General features: G+C 58.0%; 23 protein-coding genes. 7 read left to right on the top strand and 16 right to left on the bottom strand.

Features of this window, described 5'->3' with window-relative positions; genetic code table 11:
* Nucleotides 1-92 precede the first annotated feature (92 nt).
* Complete coding sequence (locus ACZ1GU_RS13875; protein ID WP_472648543.1) at nucleotides 93-374, top strand: hypothetical protein; 282 nt, start codon at nucleotides 93-95, stop codon at nucleotides 372-374.
* Between the two features lie 94 nt (nucleotides 375-468).
* Here the strand turns inward: ACZ1GU_RS13875 and ACZ1GU_RS13870 are convergent, their stop codons facing one another.
* Nucleotides 469-1488 (bottom strand): serine hydrolase, encoded by a 1020-nt coding sequence (locus tag ACZ1GU_RS13870; protein ID WP_472648542.1) that lies wholly within the window; start codon nucleotides 1486-1488, stop codon nucleotides 469-471.
* 362 nt (nucleotides 1489-1850) lie between these two features.
* Between ACZ1GU_RS13870 and ACZ1GU_RS13865 the strand changes: the two genes are divergently transcribed.
* The gene (locus tag ACZ1GU_RS13865) at nucleotides 1851-3974 is read left to right on the top strand and encodes a DUF305 domain-containing protein (RefSeq protein WP_472648541.1); all 2124 of its coding nucleotides are present in this window, start codon (nucleotides 1851-1853) and stop codon (nucleotides 3972-3974) included.
* Between the two features lie 82 nt (nucleotides 3975-4056).
* Here the strand turns inward: ACZ1GU_RS13865 and ACZ1GU_RS13860 are convergent, their stop codons facing one another.
* From ACZ1GU_RS13860 to ACZ1GU_RS13790, 15 genes are all read right to left on the bottom strand, one after another.
* Nucleotides 4057-5892: a DUF885 domain-containing protein gene (locus ACZ1GU_RS13860; protein ID WP_472648540.1), complete on the bottom strand. Its 1836-nt coding sequence runs from the start codon at nucleotides 5890-5892 to the stop codon at nucleotides 4057-4059.
* Between the two features lie 119 nt (nucleotides 5893-6011).
* Nucleotides 6012-7664, bottom strand: coding sequence for a chaperonin GroEL (groL, locus tag ACZ1GU_RS13855; protein ID WP_472648539.1), 1653 nt, complete (start codon nucleotides 7662-7664; stop codon nucleotides 6012-6014).
* A gap of 48 nt (nucleotides 7665-7712) precedes the next feature.
* Nucleotides 7713-8000, bottom strand: coding sequence for a co-chaperone GroES (gene groES, locus ACZ1GU_RS13850; RefSeq protein WP_472648538.1), 288 nt, complete (start codon nucleotides 7998-8000; stop codon nucleotides 7713-7715).
* Between the two features lie 134 nt (nucleotides 8001-8134).
* Nucleotides 8135-9532, bottom strand: coding sequence for an MATE family efflux transporter (locus ACZ1GU_RS13845; protein ID WP_472648537.1), 1398 nt, complete (start codon nucleotides 9530-9532; stop codon nucleotides 8135-8137).
* Between the two features lie 129 nt (nucleotides 9533-9661).
* The gene (locus ACZ1GU_RS13840; protein ID WP_472648536.1) at nucleotides 9662-10081 is read right to left on the bottom strand and encodes a hypothetical protein; all 420 of its coding nucleotides are present in this window, start codon (nucleotides 10079-10081) and stop codon (nucleotides 9662-9664) included.
* A 10-nt stretch (nucleotides 10082-10091) separates the two neighbouring features.
* Nucleotides 10092-11261 carry a DNA/RNA non-specific endonuclease gene (locus ACZ1GU_RS13835; protein ID WP_472648535.1) on the bottom strand — a complete coding sequence of 390 codons (1170 nt, stop codon included), beginning with the start codon at nucleotides 11259-11261 and terminating at the stop codon, nucleotides 10092-10094.
* A 162-nt stretch (nucleotides 11262-11423) separates the two neighbouring features.
* Nucleotides 11424-11828 (bottom strand): helix-turn-helix domain-containing protein, encoded by a 405-nt coding sequence (locus ACZ1GU_RS13830; protein WP_472648534.1) that lies wholly within the window; start codon nucleotides 11826-11828, stop codon nucleotides 11424-11426.
* Complete coding sequence (locus ACZ1GU_RS13825; RefSeq protein ID WP_472648533.1) at nucleotides 11825-12208, bottom strand: flagellar biosynthetic protein FliR; 384 nt, start codon at nucleotides 12206-12208, stop codon at nucleotides 11825-11827. Before ACZ1GU_RS13825 ends, ACZ1GU_RS13830 begins: the two co-directional genes overlap by 4 nt.
* 19 nt (nucleotides 12209-12227) lie before the next feature.
* A complete protein-coding gene (locus ACZ1GU_RS13820; protein ID WP_472648532.1) occupies nucleotides 12228-12647 on the bottom strand; it encodes a flagellar biosynthetic protein FliR in 420 nt (139 codons plus the stop codon).
* Entirely contained in the window at nucleotides 12644-12904 is a 261-nt protein-coding gene (gene sctS, locus ACZ1GU_RS13815) for a type III secretion system export apparatus subunit SctS (RefSeq protein ID WP_472648531.1), read from the bottom strand. Before sctS ends, ACZ1GU_RS13820 begins: the two co-directional genes overlap by 4 nt.
* A gap of 18 nt (nucleotides 12905-12922) precedes the next feature.
* Nucleotides 12923-13621 carry a type III secretion system export apparatus subunit SctR gene (gene sctR, locus ACZ1GU_RS13810; RefSeq protein ID WP_472648530.1) on the bottom strand — a complete coding sequence of 233 codons (699 nt, stop codon included), beginning with the start codon at nucleotides 13619-13621 and terminating at the stop codon, nucleotides 12923-12925.
* The gene (locus tag ACZ1GU_RS13805; protein ID WP_472648529.1) at nucleotides 13621-13962 is read right to left on the bottom strand and encodes a hypothetical protein; all 342 of its coding nucleotides are present in this window, start codon (nucleotides 13960-13962) and stop codon (nucleotides 13621-13623) included. The genes sctR and ACZ1GU_RS13805 overlap by 1 nt, the downstream gene beginning before the upstream one ends.
* Before the next feature lie 70 nt (nucleotides 13963-14032).
* Entirely contained in the window at nucleotides 14033-14590 is a 558-nt protein-coding gene (locus ACZ1GU_RS13800; RefSeq protein ID WP_472648528.1) for a hypothetical protein, read from the bottom strand.
* On the bottom strand, nucleotides 14587-14976 hold the full coding sequence (fliO, locus tag ACZ1GU_RS13795) for a flagellar biosynthetic protein FliO (protein WP_472648527.1): 390 nt from the start codon (nucleotides 14974-14976) through the stop codon (nucleotides 14587-14589). Before fliO ends, ACZ1GU_RS13800 begins: the two co-directional genes overlap by 4 nt.
* Nucleotides 14973-16157 (bottom strand): EscU/YscU/HrcU family type III secretion system export apparatus switch protein, encoded by a 1185-nt coding sequence (locus ACZ1GU_RS13790; RefSeq protein WP_472648526.1) that lies wholly within the window; start codon nucleotides 16155-16157, stop codon nucleotides 14973-14975. Before ACZ1GU_RS13790 ends, fliO begins: the two co-directional genes overlap by 4 nt.
* Before the next feature lie 704 nt (nucleotides 16158-16861).
* Between ACZ1GU_RS13790 and ACZ1GU_RS13785 the strand changes: the two genes are divergently transcribed.
* The 5 genes from ACZ1GU_RS13785 to ACZ1GU_RS13765 all read left to right on the top strand — a co-directional run bounded on the left by ACZ1GU_RS13785 (nucleotide 16862) and on the right by ACZ1GU_RS13765 (nucleotide 22574).
* Nucleotides 16862-17563, top strand: coding sequence for a lytic transglycosylase domain-containing protein (locus ACZ1GU_RS13785; protein WP_472648525.1), 702 nt, complete (start codon nucleotides 16862-16864; stop codon nucleotides 17561-17563).
* A 52-nt stretch (nucleotides 17564-17615) separates the two neighbouring features.
* Nucleotides 17616-19310: an FHIPEP family type III secretion protein gene (locus ACZ1GU_RS13780; RefSeq protein ID WP_472648787.1), complete on the top strand. Its 1695-nt coding sequence runs from the start codon at nucleotides 17616-17618 to the stop codon at nucleotides 19308-19310.
* A complete protein-coding gene (locus tag ACZ1GU_RS13775; protein ID WP_472648524.1) occupies nucleotides 19297-19455 on the top strand; it encodes a hypothetical protein in 159 nt (52 codons plus the stop codon). The genes ACZ1GU_RS13780 and ACZ1GU_RS13775 overlap by 14 nt, the downstream gene beginning before the upstream one ends.
* Before the next feature lie 201 nt (nucleotides 19456-19656).
* Nucleotides 19657-21405: a secretin N-terminal domain-containing protein gene (locus ACZ1GU_RS13770; protein WP_472648523.1), complete on the top strand. Its 1749-nt coding sequence runs from the start codon at nucleotides 19657-19659 to the stop codon at nucleotides 21403-21405.
* Complete coding sequence (locus ACZ1GU_RS13765) at nucleotides 21402-22574, top strand: SctD/MshK family protein (RefSeq protein ID WP_472648522.1); 1173 nt, start codon at nucleotides 21402-21404, stop codon at nucleotides 22572-22574. The genes ACZ1GU_RS13770 and ACZ1GU_RS13765 overlap by 4 nt, the downstream gene beginning before the upstream one ends.
* The last annotated feature ends 10 nt before the right edge of the window (nucleotides 22575-22584 follow it).

Below are 22584 nucleotides of genomic sequence, written 5' to 3'. Positions count from 1 at the left end.
TTTTGTGAAGCCGGGCAATTAGACTTGGCTTTGGCATATTCCGGGGGGACCGGAGGTGCTTGATACACTCGCTAATTAAGGAATTGAATCCTATGCGTAAAATCATTCTTGCTGCCGCTGTTGCTGGTTCGGCTCTTGGCCTTGCTGCATGTTCAGAAACCGCCGAAAAGGCCGGCGAAACTGCAGACGCAATGGCTGCTGACGCAGAAGCAAACGCTGAAGCTGTCACCGAAGCTGCTGGCGACGCTGCCGAAGCAACCGGTGACGCTGTTGAAGGCGCTGCTGCTGACACTGCAGAAGCTGCTGACGCAGCTGCTACCGAAGCTGAAGCTGCTCTGACCGGTCAGACCGAAGAAGAAGCTGCTACCGACTAAGTCGGTCAGTCACGCTAAAGAAGAGGGCGGTGCCATTGGCGCCGCCCTTTTTCTTTGAGTGCTCCAGTTCCCTAGGCTCGAGACTGGGCTGGCTCTAGCCGCCGCTCCGGTTTGCATTCGTCCAATTCTGACGGTTGCGCGCCCGATCCCCGAACCCATCATACAAAGCCCGGGCGATCGCAGCGATCCGGCGTTCCCGCGCAAGCCGCGATCCTTGGCCGGTAACATAAATGGCAACCGCAATTGCGCGTCCATCCGGCGATCTGATAATCCCAACATCGCTTGAAGTGTTGTTGAGTGAGCCTGTTTTGTGGCTTACCCGTGCGCTTGCCGGAATGTTCGCGACAATCCGGCGTTTGCCAGTGCGCGTACGGCTCATCGCGCCGAGCAGAACACGCCTGTTTTGATCGGATAGGAAATCACCGCGATAAAGGCCCTGCAGCAATCGCGTCATCGCCCGAGGCGTGGCAGAATCACGCGGGTCGATCCATGCAGCTGGATCATACTCACCATCATCGCGCACCAGAGTTGCGATGTCGCGGTCGATGCTGAAGTTTTCAATCCCCTGACGCCGAACCCAGTCATTGACCCGCTCCGGCCCGCCCACAGCGGCGAGCAATGCGTCGGTCGCCGGATTGCTTGAACGCGTGATCATGATCTCAATAAGATCGATCGCTTGCATATATTGGCCTTTGCGCACCGGCGCCGCGCGCGATGAAAATTTGGCAGACCGAACTGGGATCAGGAGAGGAAACTCGCTCGTCAAAGAGTAACGGCCTTGCTCAACCAGCTCGAGGTAAGTCGCGGCGACGGCAATCTTGCTGGTCGACGCCATCGGGAAAAGCTGATCACCCAAGACATAGAGCTGGTCACCAGTGGCTAGATCTACAGCAGCTACGCCAATGCGCCCTTGTCCGCCATCTGCCAGATCGGCAATTCGGCGTTCGAAGCCGGTGTCGTAGCGTGCTTCGAAACTTTGTGGATCACGAACATCCGTCCCAAGCGCGTCATCGAAGCTTGATAGCAGCTCATTGCCTTGGGCTACGGCTGGGCTGGTCAGCAAGAATGTGGCCGCGATGCTAGCGAAGAACGGCTTGAATCGTGTCTTAATCATGAAGAGACTGTACTCCAACGGCGTTATCGTGGGCTTAACGGTTTGTGATTCCGTGCCGCAAGCTGTGATTTTGTCGAGTGCGGCAAGCAGTTCTCCGCAAGCGGCAGGATTCTAGGTAGGCGTCCATTCAACGCCCTAGGAACAAACCGGATAGGGCAATGGTTCCTACGCAAGACTACGAATCTGGATTGAAACAAAACTGCTCTTGACTGTTCGGATGTGCAGGGCAGTGTGCGCGAAATATCAACAAGGCAGAAAACTCAATGACGATGAAATCTGGTTGCTCACTTGCCTCGAAAATCGCAATTTCGAGCTCCCTTCTGGCTTCCGCAAGCGCCGCATTTGCCCAGGGCGTTCCGATCGTGCAACCCGGAGCCCCTGGTCAAGACGGGCGGGTTCTCTCCTCAGACGAGGCGACGCAAATTGCTGGCACGACCTACTCGCCAGCCGATGTCTCATTTATGCAAGGCATGATCGCGCACCACCAGCAAGCAGTGGATATGGCGGTATTGGTCAAAGACCGCACCAACCGCGAAGAGATCGTGACCATTGCGGGCCGGATCGAAGCGAGCCAGGCGGACGAAATCAAATTCATGAGAAGCTGGCTTGGCGAGCGCGGACAAAGCGCTGCGCTTTCGGGCCCGCATGCACATCACGCGCATATGATGATGGCCGGAATGGCGAGCCCCGAACAAATGGCGAAACTAGCGACGCTGAGCGGTGTGGAGTTCGACAAGCAATTTCTTGAGCTGATGATCGCGCACCACGAAGGTGCGATTGAAATGGTCGAAGACTTGCTTGATCAGCCCGGAAGCGCAGCCGACCCTGTGCTGTTTAATTTCGCCAGCGACATCAAGAACGATCAGCAATCCGAGATCGACCGGATGGACGCCTTGCTTGCGGGCCTTTCACCTGACCCGCGGGCTAATCTGGCAGCCGGCTTCGACAACGCAGGCGAAGCGATCCTTAACCTGCGCAAGGTTGTGAGCCTGGCCAAGCCGGCAGGTTTCTTTGACCCTGCCAACCCTGCGGATTTGCGTCCGCCGGTTCCGAAGGATGAAAAAGAGCAACAGGCCGAGACGCCGCCACTTGCAGATGGCGAAGAGGAAAGCCTGACAGAGTTCGCCGAGCGTTCTCCGCTGCTCGACTTCGCCTTTACCGACATGGCCTTTTTCGACGATATCATGGTCGCGGGCAGCTATCACGGTTTCAACATCTACCAGCTCGGCGACGATGGCGTCCCATCTCTCCTGAGCTCGGTAGTGTGCCCCGGCGGCCAAGGTGACGTGTCGGTTGTCGGCGACATTCTCATTATGAGCGTCGAGCAAACACGCGGTAGGGTGGATTGCGGTCTACAAGGCGTGGCAGATGACGTCAGCGATGAGCGCTTCCGCGGATTGCGCATTTTCGATGTGTCCGATCTCAGACGTCCGCGCCAGGTTGGCCAGGTGCAAACCTGCCGCGGCAGCCATACCCACTCGATCGTTAGCGCCGACGATGAGAAACTCATCGTTTACAACTCGGGCACATCCATCGTGCGTGATCAGAAAGAGCTCGCTCGCTGTGTAGAAAACCCGGCGGATTCGCGCACGGCCTTGTTCAGCATCGACGTGATCGAGATCCCGCTTGCTGATCCTTCGAAATCTCGGATCATTAGTTCTCCGCGTGTGTTCGCCGACGCTGAGACAGGTGAGATCGCGGGCCTCTGGAAGGGCGGCGAAAGCGAGGATGGGGCTCAAGACACGCGTCCAACTGACGAATGCCACGACATCACTGTGTTCCCGTCCAAGAACCTTGCGGCTGGTGCGTGCTCTGGCAACGGTATTTTGATGGACATTTCTGACCCGATGAACCCGGTTCGGATCGACGCGGTGTTCGACAAGGGGTTTGCCTATTGGCACTCGGCCACTTTCAACAATGATGGCACGAAAGTGATCTTCACGGATGAATGGGGCGGCGGTGGTCGTCCGCGTTGTCGCGCATCTGATCCGATGACTTGGGGCGCGAATGCAATCTACGACATTGTTGATGGCAAACTAGAATTCCGCAGTCACTACAAGATGCCCGGGCCGCAGAGTGACATGGAAAACTGTGTTGCGCATAATGGCTCAATCGTTCCGGTCCCGGGCCGCGACATCTTCGTACAATCCTGGTACCAAGGTGGGATCAGCGTCATGGACTTTACTGACAGCGCCAATCCGAAAGAGATCGCGTTCTTCGATCGTGGTCCGATTGATAAGGAGCAGCTGGTCGTGGGCGGATACTGGTCTTCTTACTGGTACGATGGCCGGATCTATGGAACCGAAATCACGCGCGGTGTCGATGTGTTCGCGCTCGAGCCGAGCGAATTTCTGACGCAAGCTGAAATCACAGCAGCAGAAGAAGCAAGCTATGCTGACACGCGCTTCAACCCGCAAACCCAAACGCAGGTCACTTGGGATGAGAGCGTGATTGAGGCTGCGGAGGCAAGCCGCAAGGGCGGCTAACGACGCACTTTTGACGAAACGAAAAAGGCCCGGTGGAGCGATCCGCCGGGCCTTTTGCTTTTGGGTTTGCGTTCGGTTTGTTCTACGAAGCCTTTGTGGCTTCGATCCATTGATCGACCCGGCGCTCAAGGATGCCAAGCGGTACAGGTCCACCACCCAGCACGGTGTCATGGAAGCCGCGGATATCGAACTTTTCGCCGAGCTCCTCTTCGGCTTTGGCGCGCAATTCCTGGATGCGGATCATCCCAATTTTGTAGGCGGTGGCCTGACCGGGCATCACGAAGTAACGCTGAATTTCAGCGCGAACCTTCGCCTCTGGCACCGGTGAATTGGCGAGGAAATACTCGACGGCTTGTTCCTCGCTCCAACCTTTCGAGTGGATACCTGTGTCGACCACCAACCGGATCGCGCGCCACATCTCGGTCGTTAGGCGGCCAAAGTCGGAATAGGGGTCCTTGTAGGCGCCCATTTCCTTGGCAAGCAGTTCTGAATAGAGGCCCCATCCTTCGCCATACGCTGGAATATACTGGCCCTGCGCGCGGAATTTCGGGATTCCAGTTTGCTCCTGCGCAATCGATAGTTGCATGTGGTGTCCGGGATTGCCCTCGTGATAGGCGATAACCTCAAGTGGCGGGATAGCCATCGCTCGCATGTCGGATAGATGCGCATAATAGATGCCGGGGCGTGAGCCGTCGGGAGTGCCGGGGCGATAGTGTTGCGGCGCGCCGTCCTGCTCGCGGAAAGGTTCCACCCGGCGGACTTCCAGCGGTGCTTTTGGCAAAATGCCGAAGAATTCGGGCAGCCGCGTGTTGATGAATGCAAGATGCTTTTCCGCTGCATCAATGTAAGCCTGCGCACCCGCATCATCATTCGAGAAATAGAACTGATCATCGCTGCGGATGAACTCGAAGAAGGCGGGTAGGTCATCCTCAAACCCGACTTGGTCTTTGATCGCGATCATCTCTTCGCGAATGCGCGCAACCTCATCGAGACCTGTTTCGTGAATTTCATCAGCGCTCAGCTCAGTCGTGGTCATCGCGCCGAGACTATAATTGTAGAAGTCGGAGCCATCGGCCAATTCTGCGACGCCTTTGGCCTGCTCGGATGTATTTGGCAGGTCCTCTTCGAACCAAGCAATCACGCGGCCATAGGCCGGAGCCATGTCGTCGACGAGCGCGCTGCGGGCTTCTTCACGCAATTCATCGGCGCGTTCCGATGTGATCGTGCCCGCCTCGACCAGCGCGGCCAGGTGCTCTTCGGATGCGGTCCAAAGTGCCGATGCTTCGCCATCGTCAAACGGCGCGCCGCTAGTGATCTTGCCGCTTTCCTCGATCACTGCATCATAGGCGAAACGCGGCGGGCGCGTTCCCGAAGCTGCGTTGTCCTGCGCGCGCTTGAGCAATTGATCCATCGCAGTGCCGATGCCCGAAAGCCGCGCGATGAAAGCGGTCATGTCTTCTTCGCTTTCGACTTTGTGCTGGCTGATGAGGAAGCTGGGCAGGGCAGTATGCGTGCCGTTCATCTGATGGAGGATGTAAGCCTGATCGCGAAACTCGGCAGCTTTCTCTGCCTGCTCCTTACGGAACATCCACATGTCCCATGAGAGTTTTGCGTCATCCGACAGCTCGTCATAGTCGAAATTGGCGTCCATCTCGGCAGCGGTCGCTTGCCACCATTCAAGCTGTGCTTGTTCCGCCTCTACGCTGAAATCGTCGATCTTGTCATAATCTGTCTTCAAACCGAGCGCGGTTTGCCGGATCGGGCTGAAAGCCAATTCCTCTTCAAACTTGGAATCAAACCATGTGTTGATGCACTCGGTTTGAGTGGTGCTGCATTCGATTGTGGCAACAGTCGTGCCCATCACATCGCATCCGGTCAAAGCAGCGGAGGCCAGCAGAACTGCGGCTACACGTTTCATGGTGAAAGGTTCCCTCTTGAAGATTTGAGCGCACCATAGGCGTTTGCCAGACAAAGCAAAGCCCCGCCGGATTGCTCCAGCGGGGCTTCGTGTTTTCAGCTGCGCTGAGTGGGGCGGGCTTAGAAGCCGCCCATTCCACCCATGCCGCCCATGCCGCCCATATCAGGCATTGCAGGGCCGCCTTTGTCGTCTTCCGGAGCATCGGTGATCGCCGCTTCGGTGGTGATCAGCAGACCGGCAACCGATGCCGCATCTTGCAGAGCAGTACGGACAACCTTGGTCGGGTCGATCACGCCGGCTTCGACGAGGTTCTCATAGGTGTCGGTCGCAGCGTTGAAGCCTTGGGTTTCGTCGCCTTCTCGGAGCAGGTTGCCAGAGACAACCGCGCCGTCATGACCGGCGTTCTGAGCGATCTGACGAACTGGTGCCATGATCGCGCGGCGAACGATGTCGATACCGCGGGTCTGGTCGTCATTGTCGCCCTTCACGCCTTCGAGCACTTTTGATGCATAAAGCAGCGCAGTGCCGCCGCCAGGGACGATGCCCTCTTCAACGGCTGCACGGGTTGCGTGGAGCGCGTCATCAACGCGGTCCTTGCGTTCTTTCACTTCGACTTCCGAAGCACCGCCAACTTTGATCACGGCAACACCGCCAGCGAGCTTCGCCAGACGCTCTTGCAGCTTTTCACGGTCATAGTCGCTGGTCGTGGTTTCCATCTGAGCCTTGATCTCACCGACGCGGGCCTTGATGTCGTCTTCGCTACCAGCACCGTCGACGATCGTGGTGTTATCCTTGTCGATGGTAACGCGCTTGGCTTCACCCAGCATGCCGAGCGTGACGTTTTCGAGCTTGATGCCGAGGTCTTCGCTGACCATTTCGCCCTTGGTAAGGATCGAGATGTCCTGCAGCATCGCCTTGCGGCGATCGCCGAAGCCAGGTGCTTTGACCGCAGCAACCTTAAGACCACCGCGCAGCTTGTTGACCACGAGGGTAGCGAGCGCTTCGCCTTCGATATCTTCTGCGATGATCAGTAGCGGACGACCCGACTGCACAGCTGCTTCGAGGATCGGCAGCATGGCTTGCAGGTTTGACAGCTTGGCTTCGTGGATCAGGATGTATGGATTGTCGAGCTCGACTGTCATCTTGTCCGGGTTGGTGATGAAGTATGGCGAGAGATAGCCGCGGTCGAACTGCATACCCTCAACAACGTCGAGTTCAAACTCGAGGCCTTTGGCTTCTTCAACGGTGATGACGCCTTCTTTGCCGACTTTTTCCATGGCTTCAGCGATTTTCTCGCCGACTTCACGGTCGCCATTGGCCGAAATGATGCCAACCTGAGCGATTTCAGAGGAACCAGCCACATCCTTCGAGCGGCTCTTGAGGTTGTCGACGATCTTCGCAACTGCGGTGTCAATGCCGCGCTTCAGGTCCATCGGGTTCATGCCAGCGGCGACGGCGGTCATGCCTTCGCGAATGATGGCCTGTCCCAGAACGGTGGCAGTGGTGGTTCCGTCACCGGCAAGGTCATTGGTCTTGCTTGCAACTTCCTTGAGCATTTGCGCGCCCATATTTTCGAACTTGTCCTTAAGTTCGATTTCCTTGGCAACGGTTACACCGTCCTTAGTGATGCGCGGCGCGCCAAAGCTTTTGTCGATTACGACATTGCGGCCTTTCGGGCCGAGGGTCACTTTGACGGCGTTTGCGAGCGTATCGACGCCCTTGAGAATGCCTTCGCGTGCGTCACGCGAGAACTTTACGTCCTTGGCAGCCATGATTGTTTCTCCTGAAATTTGTTAGATTTGAAAGTGACTGGGGTCGGCTCAGCCGATCACGCCCATGATGTCGCTTTCCTTCATGATCAGCAGGTCTTCACCGTCGATCTTTACTTCAGTGCCGGACCACTTGCCGAACAGCACGCGGTCGCCAGCCTTCACGTCGAGAGCGACGCGGTTGCCGCTGTCGTCACGAGCGCCATCGCCAACAGAGACGATTTCGCCTTCGCTTGGCTTTTCCTGGGCTGAATCGGGGATGATGATGCCGCCAGCGGTCTTCTGGTCGGCTTCGATGCGGCGGACCACAACGCGGTCGTGCAGCGGACGAAATGCCATGATTGATGACCTTTCTTTTGAAGAATGATTGTCGTTTGGCACTCTCCCCATGAGAGTGCCAGCGCGGCGCAAATGGGGATGGCGCGCGCGCGAGTCAACAGTGCCGCATGCACTTTTTTGAGGTCGGATGATCCTCAGCTTATGACGGGCCGGTCCGTCAAGCCGAGGCGCTCTCTCAGCATCCAGCGCCATGTGAGCAAAACGGCCGCAAAGGCGAGGCCCGCTGCTAGGCCAATCCAGACCCCGACGCCATCAAGTCCGGCAAAGAACCCCAGGCCAATCGCGAGGCCAAAGCCGGGCACCCAGTAGCTAAATATCGCGATCCACATCGGGGTTCTCGTGTCTTGCAGTCCCCGCAAGGCTCCTGCGGCGACGGCTTGTACGCCGTCGACCAGTTGGAATGCAGCCGCAAGCACGAGATATTGCAAGGCAAAGCCGACGAGTGCTGTATTCTTGGGATCGTCGATATCGACATAAATCCGCATGAGGTATTCTGGTGCGAGCACCATCGCCATTGCTGTGAACGCCATGAAGCTGGTGCCCAGCGCCAAGGCCACCCAGCCCGCGCGCTTGATGCCATTTCGATCGCCCGCTCCATAGGCATAGCCCACGCGAATGGTCGCGGCTTGGCCGACGCCGAAAGGCACTTGGAAGGCGAGTGCAGCAATGTTGAGGGCGACGATATGGCCAGCCAATTCTGCGGCTCCGATCCGGCCCATCAGGAACGCCGCGGCACTGAATACGCCTGCCTCTGCTGCCACGGTGAGCGCGATCGGCGTACCGATGCGGAGGATGAGGGCAAAGCGCGTCCAGTCTGGACGCCAGAAGCGATAGAAGATGTGATAGCGCGCGAGCTTGGGTACCACCAATATAACCACGACATAGGCGGCTAGTGTCACCAACGCTGTGATGATCGTAGCGACAGCCGCGCCAGTCAGTCCAAGCGCTGGCGCGCCCAGATTGCCGAAGATGAACGCGTAATTGGCGAGCGCATTGATGGGGATGCCAAGCGCGGTGATCGCCGTTGCGAAAACGGGCCAACCGAGCGCCGAAACATAGTTTCGCAGGACAGATGCAAGCAGCATCGGGATCAGCGAGAAGATGACAAGGTAATTATATTCGAGCGCCAGTGCGATGATGCTCGGGGCCTGCCCGGTGAGCCGCATCACTGGTCCAAGTAACAGCGCGAGGCCCATGCCAACACTTCCTGCAATAGCAGCCAGCCACAAGGCCATGCGCGTTGCGCGCCGAACGGGCCGCAAAGAAGGGCCTTTTGCGCCTATCGCCTCTGCAATCAGCGGGGCTACTGCTCCGGATAGAGAGGATAGCGACCAAACGATCAGGCCGAACAGCCCTGCGACAAGGCCAGATGCGGCTAACGGTTCTTCGCCAAGCCGCGCGATGAATATGACATCCACCATGTAGATGCCCATCTGCAGCAGATTGGCGAGCACAAGCGGCCAGGAAAGCTTGAAAGTCTCCCGGATTTCATCGCGCCAGGTTGGCGCTACAAAGGCCTGTGTCTCGCGCATAAAGCCGGCCCGGATACGCTTATGCGTGTTTGAGTGGAAGAGGCGCGCCTAAGTGGCAAAGCGAACAACCACCCATGCGGCAAATGCGCCACACCGCGAAAGGCCGAGAATAGCTGGTAATTGAACGCCTCAGCTGGCGTCGGTCACAGCCTTTTCGCGTTTGTAATTGTCGAGATAATTGTCGAGATAGCCTTCATTCTCAGCATCCCAGACGCCTTCCAACCGCTTCAGTGAATCTTTGAAGTCGAATCGGAATTTGCCCGGCTGCTCAATCCGCAAAACAAAGCCTGCGATATCTTCTCCCGCTTCGTTTTTGCGCTGAAGGTAAAGCTGGGTGCACGCTTGGCGTGCCTGGCGGTCAAGCTGGAACTGCTCCTGCGTCAGCGTTCCGTCAGCCGAGCGCATCAGGACGATGCCAATGTAATCCGAGTCAAACCCGTCTGAGACTTCACGCACTTCGTAATCGAGAATGGCGGCTTGCCAATCGCCCGCGGGAAAGCTGCCAGCGACCGCTCTCACCACGTCGGTCTGAGCTTGAGTGAAATCCATTTGAGCAGGCCTATTTGTTGTCGAAGGTTCTGGTCCTCCAGGCTCCGTCATTGACCCTGTATTGAGCAGTGAAGCTATCAGGGCGAGCACTGGCGTTGGTTGGATCATACTCGGCTTGTATCCTCACTTCAACGCGGTTTCCGGGCTGCGACGCTATGTCACCGATCTCGTTTTCAAAGCGTTTGAACGCGCCTTGGTTTAGGTTGGGTGCGCCATCACCAATCGGACGGCCATTGCCGGGAACAACATTCAACCGGTTGGTCTGCCCGCCAAATCTATCAGCGATGATATGGAAACCAACATCTGTGCTGCGTCCTTCACGGCCAATCTGGGCTTGAAGGGTCGGATCATTGCGTCCGGCTGGCGATAGGTTGATCGTTCCTTCGGCTACTGACACGCGGCCATTGGCATCGGTTGTGTAGCTATAATTGCCGTACTCATAACGGGTGTTTGGTACGGCATTGTTGGCTGCTCGGTTAAAGTCAGCGGCGTTGTCGAACTGACGGATTGCAATGTTATCGGCCTGCCGTGCGCCAGCTCCAAAAAACTCATCCAGCTGTGACTTCATCCGCTCCAGCGATTCACGCGCACCGCTTGGCAGAGCATCCAGCGCGCCTTGAGGGATGCGATTGACCAGCCCTTGGATCTCTTTGAGCGGAGCTTCAAGTACTCCGCGCATGGCTGGGTTGCGCGCAGCCATCGAAACCGCATCGGCGACGGTTTGCGCCCATTTGCCAATCTTTCCGGCCTTTGCCGCATCGCCAAGATAGGGGATTATCCCCGCCGCTGAGAGCGTACCATTAAGTAGGTGTCCCCCCGCGTCGCCCCAATTGCCATCCCAAGCGGCGCCGATCGAACGCCCTAGGGAAATGATCGCATTGCTGCCATCTGCAAAAGGTGTGGGTTCAATGATGCCGACCAAGTCGAGCGACAGCTGGGTTAGGTCCGCAACCATTGTCGCAGTGCTCGTGCCAGGATCATTGGCAGGAACTGGCGAGGCCTGCGACAGACGAGCAAATTCACCCTGCTCGCGGGGAGACATCTGGGCCAGCACAGCGCGTTCCATCGCTTGCGCCTGCGCCGGGAAAGTCGTTTGCAGTACATTGAGCTGACTGCGGAGCCCTACGGTGTCGAGAACAGGGCTGCGGTTCTGATTGACCAGTCTTGTTGCCACAGCCATCGGGTCACTTTGCCCAAACGATTGCGACTGAAGAGAATTTTCACTGCGAGCGACTTCGGCCATCAAGCATCTCCAACCATGATGGAATCGAAGCTATGTCAGCAAGAGCTTCGCCGGTATCTGCAGAACGTATAGTTTCGGGGATTTCGTCGCAGCTGGGCGCTAATCCAGCGGATGAAAGAGCAGTCCGGCCAGCGCGGTTAGGCCGCGCATGCCATCGAGTTCGAGCTTGCGCACCGCGCTGTTAAGGTGCGTGCGAGCGGTCCCCTCACTGATCGCAAGCAGCGTCGCGATGTCAGCATTCGAGCGGCCCCAACCGGCAAAGCGCAAGGCGGCTGCTTCGGTACGCGTTAATTGCTGCAGCGGATCGACAAGCGAAAGCGGGACGCGGGCGCCATCGACCAGAAATTCGCCCACGGTCACCTCGCGCTGGCGTGCCGGATCCTGCTGTGCCGCGCTTCGCATCTGCTCAATCAGTGCTAGCAATTCCGCGTCTACCTTCGGTGCGGTCGATGCCATTGGCGTTGGATGGGGCGCGCCAGTAGGCTGCGGAGTGCGTGTGTTCATTGCGGCACTCCTGCCCGCTCCAACATGCCCTGGGCCACATCATCGCGGGTCATCAATTCGTCGACCACCATGTTGCCGAGCAACGGGAGGATTAGGATCAGCACGAAGATCGCAGCGCTCGCTTTGATCGACAGCGAGAGCATGAACACATTGAAGTTCTGTGCAAAGCGATTGAGCAGTCCCATTCCAAGATCGATAATAAACAGAACCATGAGCGCGGGGGTAGCGAGAATGAACGCGATCATGAAATAGCGCCCGAATTCGCCTTGAAAAAGGGTGATGGCGGCTAGATCGAGCTCCATCCCGCCCGGGCCCATCGGCCAGACGGCATAGCTGACCATCAGCGTTCCGATCAGCAATGTGAGACCGCCAGCGGTCACGAACGTTACCTGCGCAAATCTAGTCGAGCAGCGTGGCGGAGAGAGACTGCGTGCCGCCGGAAATCGGGTCGATCACCTGCGCAATTGTTGCACCTGTCTTGCTGTCGATGATCTCCCCTGCTGAGGCCATTGCCCAAAGGAAGGTGCCGTAAAACAGGCCGATCACTATGCCGGCTGCTGCCTCTCTTCCAAACAGCGCTAGCCATTGCCCGGCGGTCAGCAGGCTTGGACTGAACGAGATCGGCAGTGAAAGCGCGACTAAGCCGAAGGCAATGATCAAAGAATTGCGCACGAGCGAGGGAATCAATTGCGGCGAGAACAGCGGCAGCATGATAAACGCCATCGCAAATCGCGCTGAGCCCGCTCCGACCAGCAACGCCTGTTCGGTCCAAGGTGCTACCCCGATGAGCGATTGGCCAAGCGCAGCACCAACACTCATCCGACCATGCCCGGGAAGTTCGTAAATATCTGATCGCCGAATGCAAACAGGCTTCCAGCAACAAGCGATGCGGTGATGAAGAGCGTGAGAACGATAGCGAAGAACTTGAGAGTGAATTGAAGCGTCTGCTCCTGAATCTGTGTTGCGGCTTGTACGACGGCAACCAGCAATCCGACCACTGAAGCCGCGATCACGGGCGGCGCTGAAAGAAGCAGCACCAGCCACAGGGCCTCCAAAGTGATGTCGGTCAGATCCACGTTTTAGCCTCCGCTACGCTACATCGCATAAGACAGCACAAGGCCTTGCGTGAGCTTCACCCAGCCATCAATGAGCACGAACAGCAATATCTTGAACGGCAATGAGATTGTCACCGGACTGAGCATCATCATGTTGAGCGCGAGCAGGATATTGGAGATCACCAGATCGATGATGAGGAATGGCAAGAAGATCAGAAACCCGATCTGAAATGCAACCTTCAACTCTCGTACAGCGAAAGCAGGCACGATGATGACGAAGTCGGTGTCGCTCAATTCGGCTGCGCGTTCGGGACCGCTAATGCGGCGCTGGGTCGCGAGGAAGAAAGCCCTGTCATCGGCATCCGTATTGGCGAGCAGGAATTTGCGTAGAGGTTCCTTGGCTTTGTCGGCGGTTGAAATGATCTCTTGCGTATCGCCTAGTTGCGGCGGGGCTGGGCCCTCATCGCCGGGCATGGTCGCTGCGGCCTCTGTCCCAATCTCTGCCGCTTCCGACATGTCCTGCAGCGTCGGGTACATCACATAGACCGAGAGGATCAGCGCCAGCCCGTTGAGGACAATGTTGGGCGGGGTCTGCTGCAGGCCCAGTGCGCTGCGCACAATCGCGAGAACGACGACGATCTTGGTGAAGCTCGTGACCATAACGGCGACGAAGGGGGCAAGCGCGATCAGGAGGACCGTGATCAGTGCAGAGCCTGGGGTGAAAGTACCGAGCTCCATTACTCGATCTCGGCCTGGAGTTCGCTCGTGGCTGGCTCTGCTTGAGTGGCTACACCAGCTTCCGTCTCATCCGTTGCCTCGGCAGAAGCTGGCGCCTCTTCGGTTGAGGAAACTGGCTCTTCGAGCAGCACCGCGAACCGATCCCCTATTCGCACGATCTGGCCTTGGCCAACGGATCGCCCGCCAACGCTGACCTTCGCATGCAGGCCTTCTGTCACAGGCCCGATATCCAGCGATCCTCTTTGTGTGAGCCGCGAAAGCTCGTCCTCGCTCAAAACGACGTCGGGTAAATGGATCGCGACGGGTACGGTCATTTGACCAGTGTCGGCTGGGTCGGACATGGGAGCAGTCTCCGCATTCATGTGGGGGCTTTGAATGGCGTGGGATATGACGCCTGTTGCCGGCTCAAGGCTAAGCGTGCCTTCCGCTTGTGAGCGCATCTCGCTGAGAAGCGGCCACGGACCCGATGAGAGCAACAGCAAATCGCCGTCGCTCAGCTGATGCGCTTCCTCGAGTGACAATCGGGCAGCTGAAAAGGCCAGAGTGAGCGTGGTCAATCTGATCTCGGGGAGCGAGCCGGGCCGGTTTGGCCAACGCGATGATTTCCCCGATCTCGTCGCCCTCCTTTTGGAGCACGACGCGAACCGTTGCGCAGCCCATTGCCCCATGATCCTTGAATTCAGCGGCCAGCCCAGTGCTCTCCTCTATTGCGCTGAGGATGTCATCGTGGTGCGCCAACGCATCAACCAAGGCTTCACCAGTAGATCCCGTGGCCGGGCGGGACGCTGGAGCAGGTCGAAAGGCCAGAGCAGGGCCGATATACCATCCGCCATCACCTCCAGATTTCGGGAGCACATCGACCTGATAACCCATTCGCGCGAGCAAATGCGCGGCGTGATGGGCCCACTCGACTTGATCCGGGTCAAGCTCCGGCAAAGCGCTGGCAATGCCTTGCGGTTCTTCGCTCATCCCTCGCCTCCGTCGGTCATCCGCAAGCGGAATTTGGGCCGCGCGGCATCGCTCTGGGTTTGTTCGACACTTTCTGATGCGTTGATCTTTTGCGAGGAACTTGACCCGCCGGCCGGCCATTCGCGCAATCGCGTGATTGAGTGCGCGGTCACACCTAGCAGCATCTCATCACCGTCGACTTCAACCATTACAAGTCGCTCGCGTGGGCCTATCGGTAGCGCGCGGATAAAGCGTAGATCCCTGCCATCCATTTGCCCGCCGAGCTTGCCAAAGCTGCCGTCCTGAAACTTCCGTAGCAAATAGAGCCCGCCCCAAGCGAGCCCGATCACGAACGCCAGCGACAGAATGATCGCGAGCAAGGAAGAAAGAACGGCGGAAATCGTCATACTGGTTCAGCTTCTTTTTCTTGTGTGTCTGATAAATCTTGGGTCGTGGCCTCCGCCTCCAACTCGCATTCCATGGGCGCTTGACCCGACCGGGCTCGCTTGGCCCACAGGATCACCTCGGCGATCGCATCGAAGAGCTCTTCTGGGACCATCTCCCCAACCTCGCCGCGCGCCCACAGCTTTCGAGCAGTCGGGATGTGTCGGATAATCGGGACTTCGGCTTGCCGCGCAGCGTCGCGCATGGCCTCGGCAATCTCCCCATCCCCGCGCGCGAGAATGACCGGGATCGGGGCGCGCTCCGGATCATAGTCGAGCGCGATCGCCAGATGGGTTGGATTGACGAGCAGGGCGGAAGCATCACCCGTCGCTGAAACCGCGCCAGACTGCGCCCATTCCTGCCCCAACTGGCGACGATGCCCTTTGACGTGCGGATCGCCCTCGTCCTGTTTTACCTCTTGTTTGATGTCCCTGCGGCTCATCATCATTTTTTTGATGAAGCGCTGCTTCGACCAAACCGCATCGAGCGCTGCGATACCAACAAACATCAGGCCGACCCACGCGAGCACCTTGAGCGCGAGCGTATAGGTGAGATGTGCATCCTGCATTCCGGCCTGCTCGCCGATCCCCTCTCTCCAGACGGGTTCAGCGGCTGGCAGCAGCATCGTGCCCATGCGTTCTATATGATCGTAGGAGACGAGCCAGACCACGCACACCACGACGAGCACCTTGGCGAGCGTTTTGACCAGCTCGACCATTCCTTGCTTGCCGAAGAGACGCTTGAGCCCTTCGACTGGATTCAGTTTTTCGAGCTTTGGTTCGAGCCGTTTAGGAGCGAACAGCCCGCGCGTCTGGAGCATTTCGGACAATGCGCCAAGCGCCGCCAACGGAATGAGAAATGTGGCGCTGAGCATGATCAGCAAGAAAATGCCCTCGCCGCCCAGATTGCTAAGTGAAAGGTTGAATTCGCCGGAGGCGGCCTGGGTGACGACCCGGTCGCCGAAATCGGCAATGTTGCTGGCGATCCATCCTCCTGCAACTAGTAGGAGGATGACCGCGCCGAACGTGCCAAGCATGGAGGTGATCTCCTGCGCCTTGGCAATATCGCCTTTCTTGCGTGCGTCCTTCAGCTTTTTGGGAGTGGGTAGCTCTGTCTTATCGCCGCCCTTATCCTTATCCGACATTTGTGCCTGCCAACCCCTCTATTGCACCAGTATTTTACTGGTCTGAGCATATGCTTCGCAGGTTGTTTACCCGCGTCGCGAATCCGGTAAGGCAGGCCCGGTCGGACAAGTTATTTGCACTGTAGCTAGTAATGTCAACGGCAAGCTAAGTCGTTACTAATGAAACTGAATTCGACTCGAGAAGTCATCAGTATTTATTGACAAAAGTGTCAGTGATGAGTTGCGCGCTTTTTGCGACGAATTGAAGCACTGTGTTGAGCCACCTGTGTCCGGAAACTCTAGGATTTCTGCGCGGTTGGGCGACTTTTCCCTAGCTTTACAAGGGGCCTTCAAACTTCCTCATTATTCGTTAAGCTTACATTCGTCAGTCGGGTGGGTTTTGAAGGCAGGAAATTCTGCCCGTCATTGAAATTTCGATTACTTGATTAGTTCGGGTTCGATTCCGAATGGGAGGTCGTATGTCAAGTAAAGGCGTGAAGAATACTGGGGCTGACGCAACTCACGTTCAGTGTCAGCTGACCACACCTTCAAATTTTATTATACTAATTGCTTTGGCTGCCGCCGCTCCAGCAGCTGCCAAAGAGCGCCCGCCGGAGCCTATCGAAAATCCAGGCGAGTGCCCGGTTGATGCTCCCATCCGCGTGGCGAGTGTCGATTCCCTGAGGCACTTTGAGGGCCTGATTGGACATTGTCCCGAAACAAAAGTGATCGAGTCTCCCGCATTCAAGGCGAACCGTCCTCGCGGCGATGTTCGCGCGACGAATATTTCCGAGGACAGCGATTCGATCCTTGATGGCGAACAACAGAATGAAGATGATGCCAGGTTCATTTTGGCCGCTGAGGCTCGTGGCGCTTCGCCTGAAAAGAAGCAAGAGGACGGCGCCAAGACCGCAACGTTCAAGCTTGGCGATGGATCAATCGTCGCGATAGTCCCGCCTGAGGCTGCGACCAGCACGATTGACCTCGCGCAGCTTACCGAGGGTGCGCGGTACGACGATGCGGGCGAAGCTGTGCTCGCACTCCGCCCGCAAAGCTACGGCACGAAGTTCGATACGCTGATCGATCAGGCGGCGCGCGCGCACCGAGTCGATCCCCTCCTGCTCCATGCGGTGATCAAGCAGGAATCGCGCTATCGCGATCGAGCTGTGAGCCATGCTGGCGCGCGGGGACTGATGCAGGTGATGCCGGCGACAGGGCGCGACCTCGGCGTCAGCAATTCTCAGCACCTTTTCGATCCGGCCACGAACATCAATGCTGGCGCGAAGCTGCTCGCAAAGCTGTGGCACAATCTCGATGGTAATCTCGATCTCGTCCTCGCCGCTTACAACGCAGGTGAGGGTGCAGTGCGGAAGCACGGGATGCGGATTCCCCCTATCGCGAAACGCAGGATTACGTCGTCAAGGTGAAGGCGAACTACGCGAAGCTTGCCAGTGAAAACGGATTGGCGGTCAACTTTTGATGGAACTCGGGGCGAAGATAAGGCGGGTTGCCACCGCTGTGCCGGCGGCTCAGCTGGTCGTGATCGGTGGCCTGATCGCAATCTTCGCCATGTTCATATTGCCGATGCCTCCGGTCATGCTGGATGTGTTCATCGCCATCAATCTCACCATAGCTGCGTTGCTGTTGATCGCAGTGATCGGTGTTCGCCATCCGCTCGATTTTTCGACATTCCCATCGATTCTCTTGTTCACGACTGTTGCGCGTCTGGCGATCAGTATCGCGACCACGCGCATGATCCTGACAGAGATGGATGGCGGGCAGATCATCAGCGAGTTCGGTGAGACGGCGGCGGCTGGCAACATCGTTGTCGGCCTTGTCGTGTTCCTGATCATCACGGTTGTGCAATTCATCGTTATCTCAAAGGGGTCGGAGCGCGTTGCAGAGGTTTGCGCGCGGTTCAGCCTCGATGCGATGCCGGGCAAGCAGCTCTCAATCGACAGCGATTTGCGATCGGGCATGCTGACCAAGGATGAGGCGCGCACCAAACGCAGCCAGTTGGAGCAGGAAAGCCGACTTTACGGCAGTCTCGATGGCGCAATGAAGTTTGTTAAAGGCGATGCCATCGCTTCGGTCGTAATCGTCATAATCAATCTGATCGGCGGTATCGCCGTCGGCGCGCTTTATCACGACCTTTCGCTAGCAGAGGCTGCGGCAACGTTCTCGATCCTCACAATCGGCGACGGCCTGGTCGCTCAGATCCCCGCTTTCCTATGCGCCTTGGCCGCGGGCTTGTTGGTCACGCGCAGTAACGATCCGGATGAGAAGCCCGATCTCGCACCGGCGATCTTCGCCGAAGTTGGCGCGCGTTCAGGCACGCTTATCGCGGCTGGCATGATCGCGCTGGCGCTCGGTTTCATTCCGGGGTTCCCTTGGGCGGTGTTCATATCGCTTGGGCTGACCCTGATCGCCGCTGGAGCCTGGCGTGACGCGACGATCGGACCCAAATTGCGCTCGCTCTTCTCTAGTACAAACGATCAAGACGCGCCGGTTGAAGACGAAATCATATTAGAGGCTCGGCCCGCTCCGCAGGTGCAACCACTCGTCCTGCAATTGCAGTGGGGCGCAATGACTGCAGGCGAAATGTCGCAGCTGACCGAAGCGATTGAGGCCGCGAAAGACGATCTGCAATTGCGCTCCGGCGTGGCACTGCCAGCCCTGCGAATTGCGCGTCTGACGGATCTGCATGCGGAGGGCAGTTGGGAGCTGCTCGCATACGACGCGCCTTTGGGGGCAGCGCAAGAGGATCCAACGCAATTGCGAGAGCGCTTGCCGGCGTTTGTGCGCGAGTTGCTTCGCCGCAATCTGATGCTGTTCTTGGGGCTGCAGGAAGTCACCGATCAGCTAGACGTACTCGGTGAAACCTATCCTGAGGTCGTCAAGGAAACCGTCAGGGCGGTTCCGATTCAGACCATCGTCGAAGTGCTGCGCATCCTTGCCGATGAGCAAGTTTCATTGCGTAATATGCGCGATTGCATCGCGGCGATCTGCGAAGCCGGTCAGGCAGAGCGCGAGCCGCATCTCATTGCAGCGCGGGTCCGCATCGCATTGCGGCGGAATATCGTCGCCCCGCTTTGCGAAGGCGTACCGCCTGAAAGTCATGATGATTGGTCCGCGCGCGGAAGAAGCGATCCGGGCGACTTTGACTTCGATTGATGGTCAGCCACGCCTTGCAGTCGATCCGATGCGGATGCGCGAGCTGGTGCAATTGATAGGCCAAGAAGTGGAAGCCGGCGGCGCGCGCGCGATCCTGACTGCGCAAGACTTGCGCCGACTCGCTCCGCTTAGTCTGCGCAGCTGATTTGTTCGACATCCCTGTGCTCAGTTTCAATGAGCTAAACCCTGCTGTTCCACTCGATGTGGTGCGGCAACTCGATATCGCCCCCGACTTGGTGACTCATTCGCCCAGTCCCGATGAAATCTATGCGGAGGCCGCAGAGTGACACCCCTACACACTCCCTTGACTGTTCCGAATTTCGCGCGATTCCAAAGGTCTGTTCTGTTGCCACTGCTGGCGGTGATGGCCTTGGTTTGGCCAGGAGTGGCAAGCGCAGCTGAGCCTCCGTTCACTGAGGGTGAAATCTCGATCAGCGCCCGCGGTCAGGACGTTCGCGACTTTGTTGCCGACCTGTTCAGCGAAGCGGGGCTGCGCGCAAAGGTAAGCACTGGCGTGAAGGGCAAGGTCCAAGGCGTGTTCCGCGATCCGCCCAAGGTGATTTGGGGCACGATTTCGCGCGCCTATGGCTTGGTCGCCTATTGGGATGGCTCAGTAGTGCGCATTTACAGCAATGAGGAAGTGGCAAGCCGCTCCATTCCGACGTTTGCAGGCGAGCGCATCGCGGCACAGGCCAAACGAATGCGCTTGGTGGACCAGGTCAACACGGTGCGTCCGGGAGACGGTCTGGTACTCGCAACTGGCGTCCCTGAGTTTCTCGATCGCATTGAACGGATGGCTGGGCAGATCGGCGCTCAGGCATTGTCCGCACAGCAAGCTCCGACCGTGCAGCCGATTTCTAGCAAGCCGCGCACAATGGCGTCACCGCTGCTGCGTGCGCCATTGGCCCGGGCGAGCGTGCGGTCGGAAGTCGTCCGGCATGCCGGAATTCGCAGCCCATTTGAGGTTCGCATCTTCTATCTCAAATATCGCAGCGCTGCAGACCGCCAATCGCGAAATGGCGATCTGCTTTCGATCATTCCCGGTGTTGCGACCCTGCTTCAAGAGCAGATGGGAGATGGCGGGCAGGTCGGCGGGGTCACGTCGAATGCTCCGAACGAATTCCCAGATTCTGGACTTCGCAGCGTGCGCAACCGGCCACATCGTGATGATCGATCTGGCAAGCGATATGACGAAGACGAACGCTACGAACGCGAACGCGATCTCAATGGTCCACGCATCTCCGCTGACTCTACTGTCAATGCAGTGATCGTACGCGACCGACCCGAAACCATGGGTGTCTACGAGCAGCTGATCGCCAACCTCGATATCGAGCCTTTGGTTGTGGAGACGCAAGTCACGATTCTTGAGCTTAACATGACCAAGCTGAAAGAGCTGGGTCTCGACTTCGGATTCGGCTTGGAAAGTCTCGGACTGCTCTTCGGCGGTGGCCCAAACTTTGGCCCTGGCGGAATTACAGGCGGCTATTTGAGCGGCGACGGCGAAATATTCCTGTTGCGCGCCAAAGCTCTGCAGGAGCGCGGAGCCGTGCGCGTGGTAACTCGTCAGACGCTTTCTTCGCTGAACAATGAGGTTGCTTCTTTCGGCGACACAACTCGGCAAGTCGTCAAACTCGAAGGAGAGCGCGAAGTCGATGCAGTCACCGTCGATTACGGCTTGGCCATGCGGGTCCGGCCTTCGGCCATCGAAGATGGCGGTGAAATGCGCATTCGCATGCAGATCGAAATCGATGACACGCAGCTGAACGGGTTGGTGGTCGACGGCGTGCCAGTTACAGGAGGCGCCAATTTGGCAACCCATATGATCGTTCGCCAGGGCGAGAGCGTGATGCTTGGCGGTATGACGCGCAACACCACTTACGATCGCAAGCGAAAGACGCCCGTGCTTGGTGATATTCCGCTGCTCGGACAGGCATTTCGCAAGCGAAAAAAAGGCGAGGACCACTACGAGCGGCTTTTCCTCCTGACACCTCGGATCAGCAATCTTGGTACATCTCAGCTCGCCGCGAGCGAAGTTGAGGCGCTGAGCATGGAGCAGCTGCGCGGCGAGGTGCCGGTCCAAAGGAAGCGCCGGTGAACGCGCTGTCCAACTTAGAACAAACCCGGCAGGGCGAGGCGCAAATCGCGCTTACGTTGCGAGTGTTGAGCGGCCGGTCGCAAGGCGCGGAGCATCGTCTCCCGCCTGGCCGCAACCTCGCAATCGGACACAGCTTTGAAAACGATATCGTCTTGCGCGACCGATCCACGAAAGGATGCGCGTTCAAGCTGGCGACTTGCGGCAAGCGACCTGTGCTCGAGGTCATTTCCGGCGAGGCCACAGTGCTTGGCAGAGACATGGGAGCAGGTGAACGTATCGCGCTAGAGCCATATCTGCCCGTCAAGGTCGGCGATTTGCATTTCGCCATTGGCGCAGATGATGATGCTCGTTGGGAAGATGCAAACGAGGCCGCTCGAGAAATGGTGCCGGTCGCCGTTCCGCACGAAGAGACATTGCCTGAAACCGATTTGGGTGAACGGCTCGCTCTGCGCTCTGAGCCTGCGCGCAAGAAACTCGCTGGATTCGAGTGGTCTCCCGCTAAACTCGGGCTTATTGGTGCCGGGCTTATCACCATTGCGGGTGGAGCGTTCTTCGGAAATTCTGTCCTGGGACCAAAGGCTGATGATCCGGTCGAGATTGAGATGGCTCTGGTTGACCAGGGGTTCCGTTCGCTTTCAGTGGGACGCGCATCGGGCACGGGCGCGCTCGCGGTGACGGGCCTGGTCGCGGATGAGCGCGCGTTGATCGCTTTGCGCGAATGGGCGGCAGCAGAGCATCCGTCTTTATTCGTCGGCGTCGACACGCTTTCCGAAGCAGCGGAGACCGCGACTGATTTACTGGCTGCGCAGCAGCTCGATGCGCGCGCGGTTCCCGAGGGCGCGGACAGCTTGCTGATCGAAGGCCCGTTCCTCCCAAAGGACCGACAGGCCGAACTGACCGCTTTGGTGCGGCAAGACCTACCGCATGTACGGGCGGTTAGCTTTCGCGCCGATCCCAATCGTGGCGGCAGCGACCTCACCTACTTCTTCAACGCTCCCGGGTACGGCGCGGCCAGTTTTGTGGCGGGTGATCCCGGCTATCTCGTGACCGAGGACGGCACACGCTGGTTTGTCGGCGCGAGCCTGCCAACCGGGCACAAGATTGTCGAAATCGGCGAGGGCCAAGTGACGTTCGAGCGCAATGGGATGCGCGACACTTTGACGATGTGAAGCATGAATT

Source organism: Erythrobacter sp. HA7-11 (genome assembly GCF_055693605.1).
This window is presented reverse-complemented; position numbering and strand designations above follow the sequence as displayed.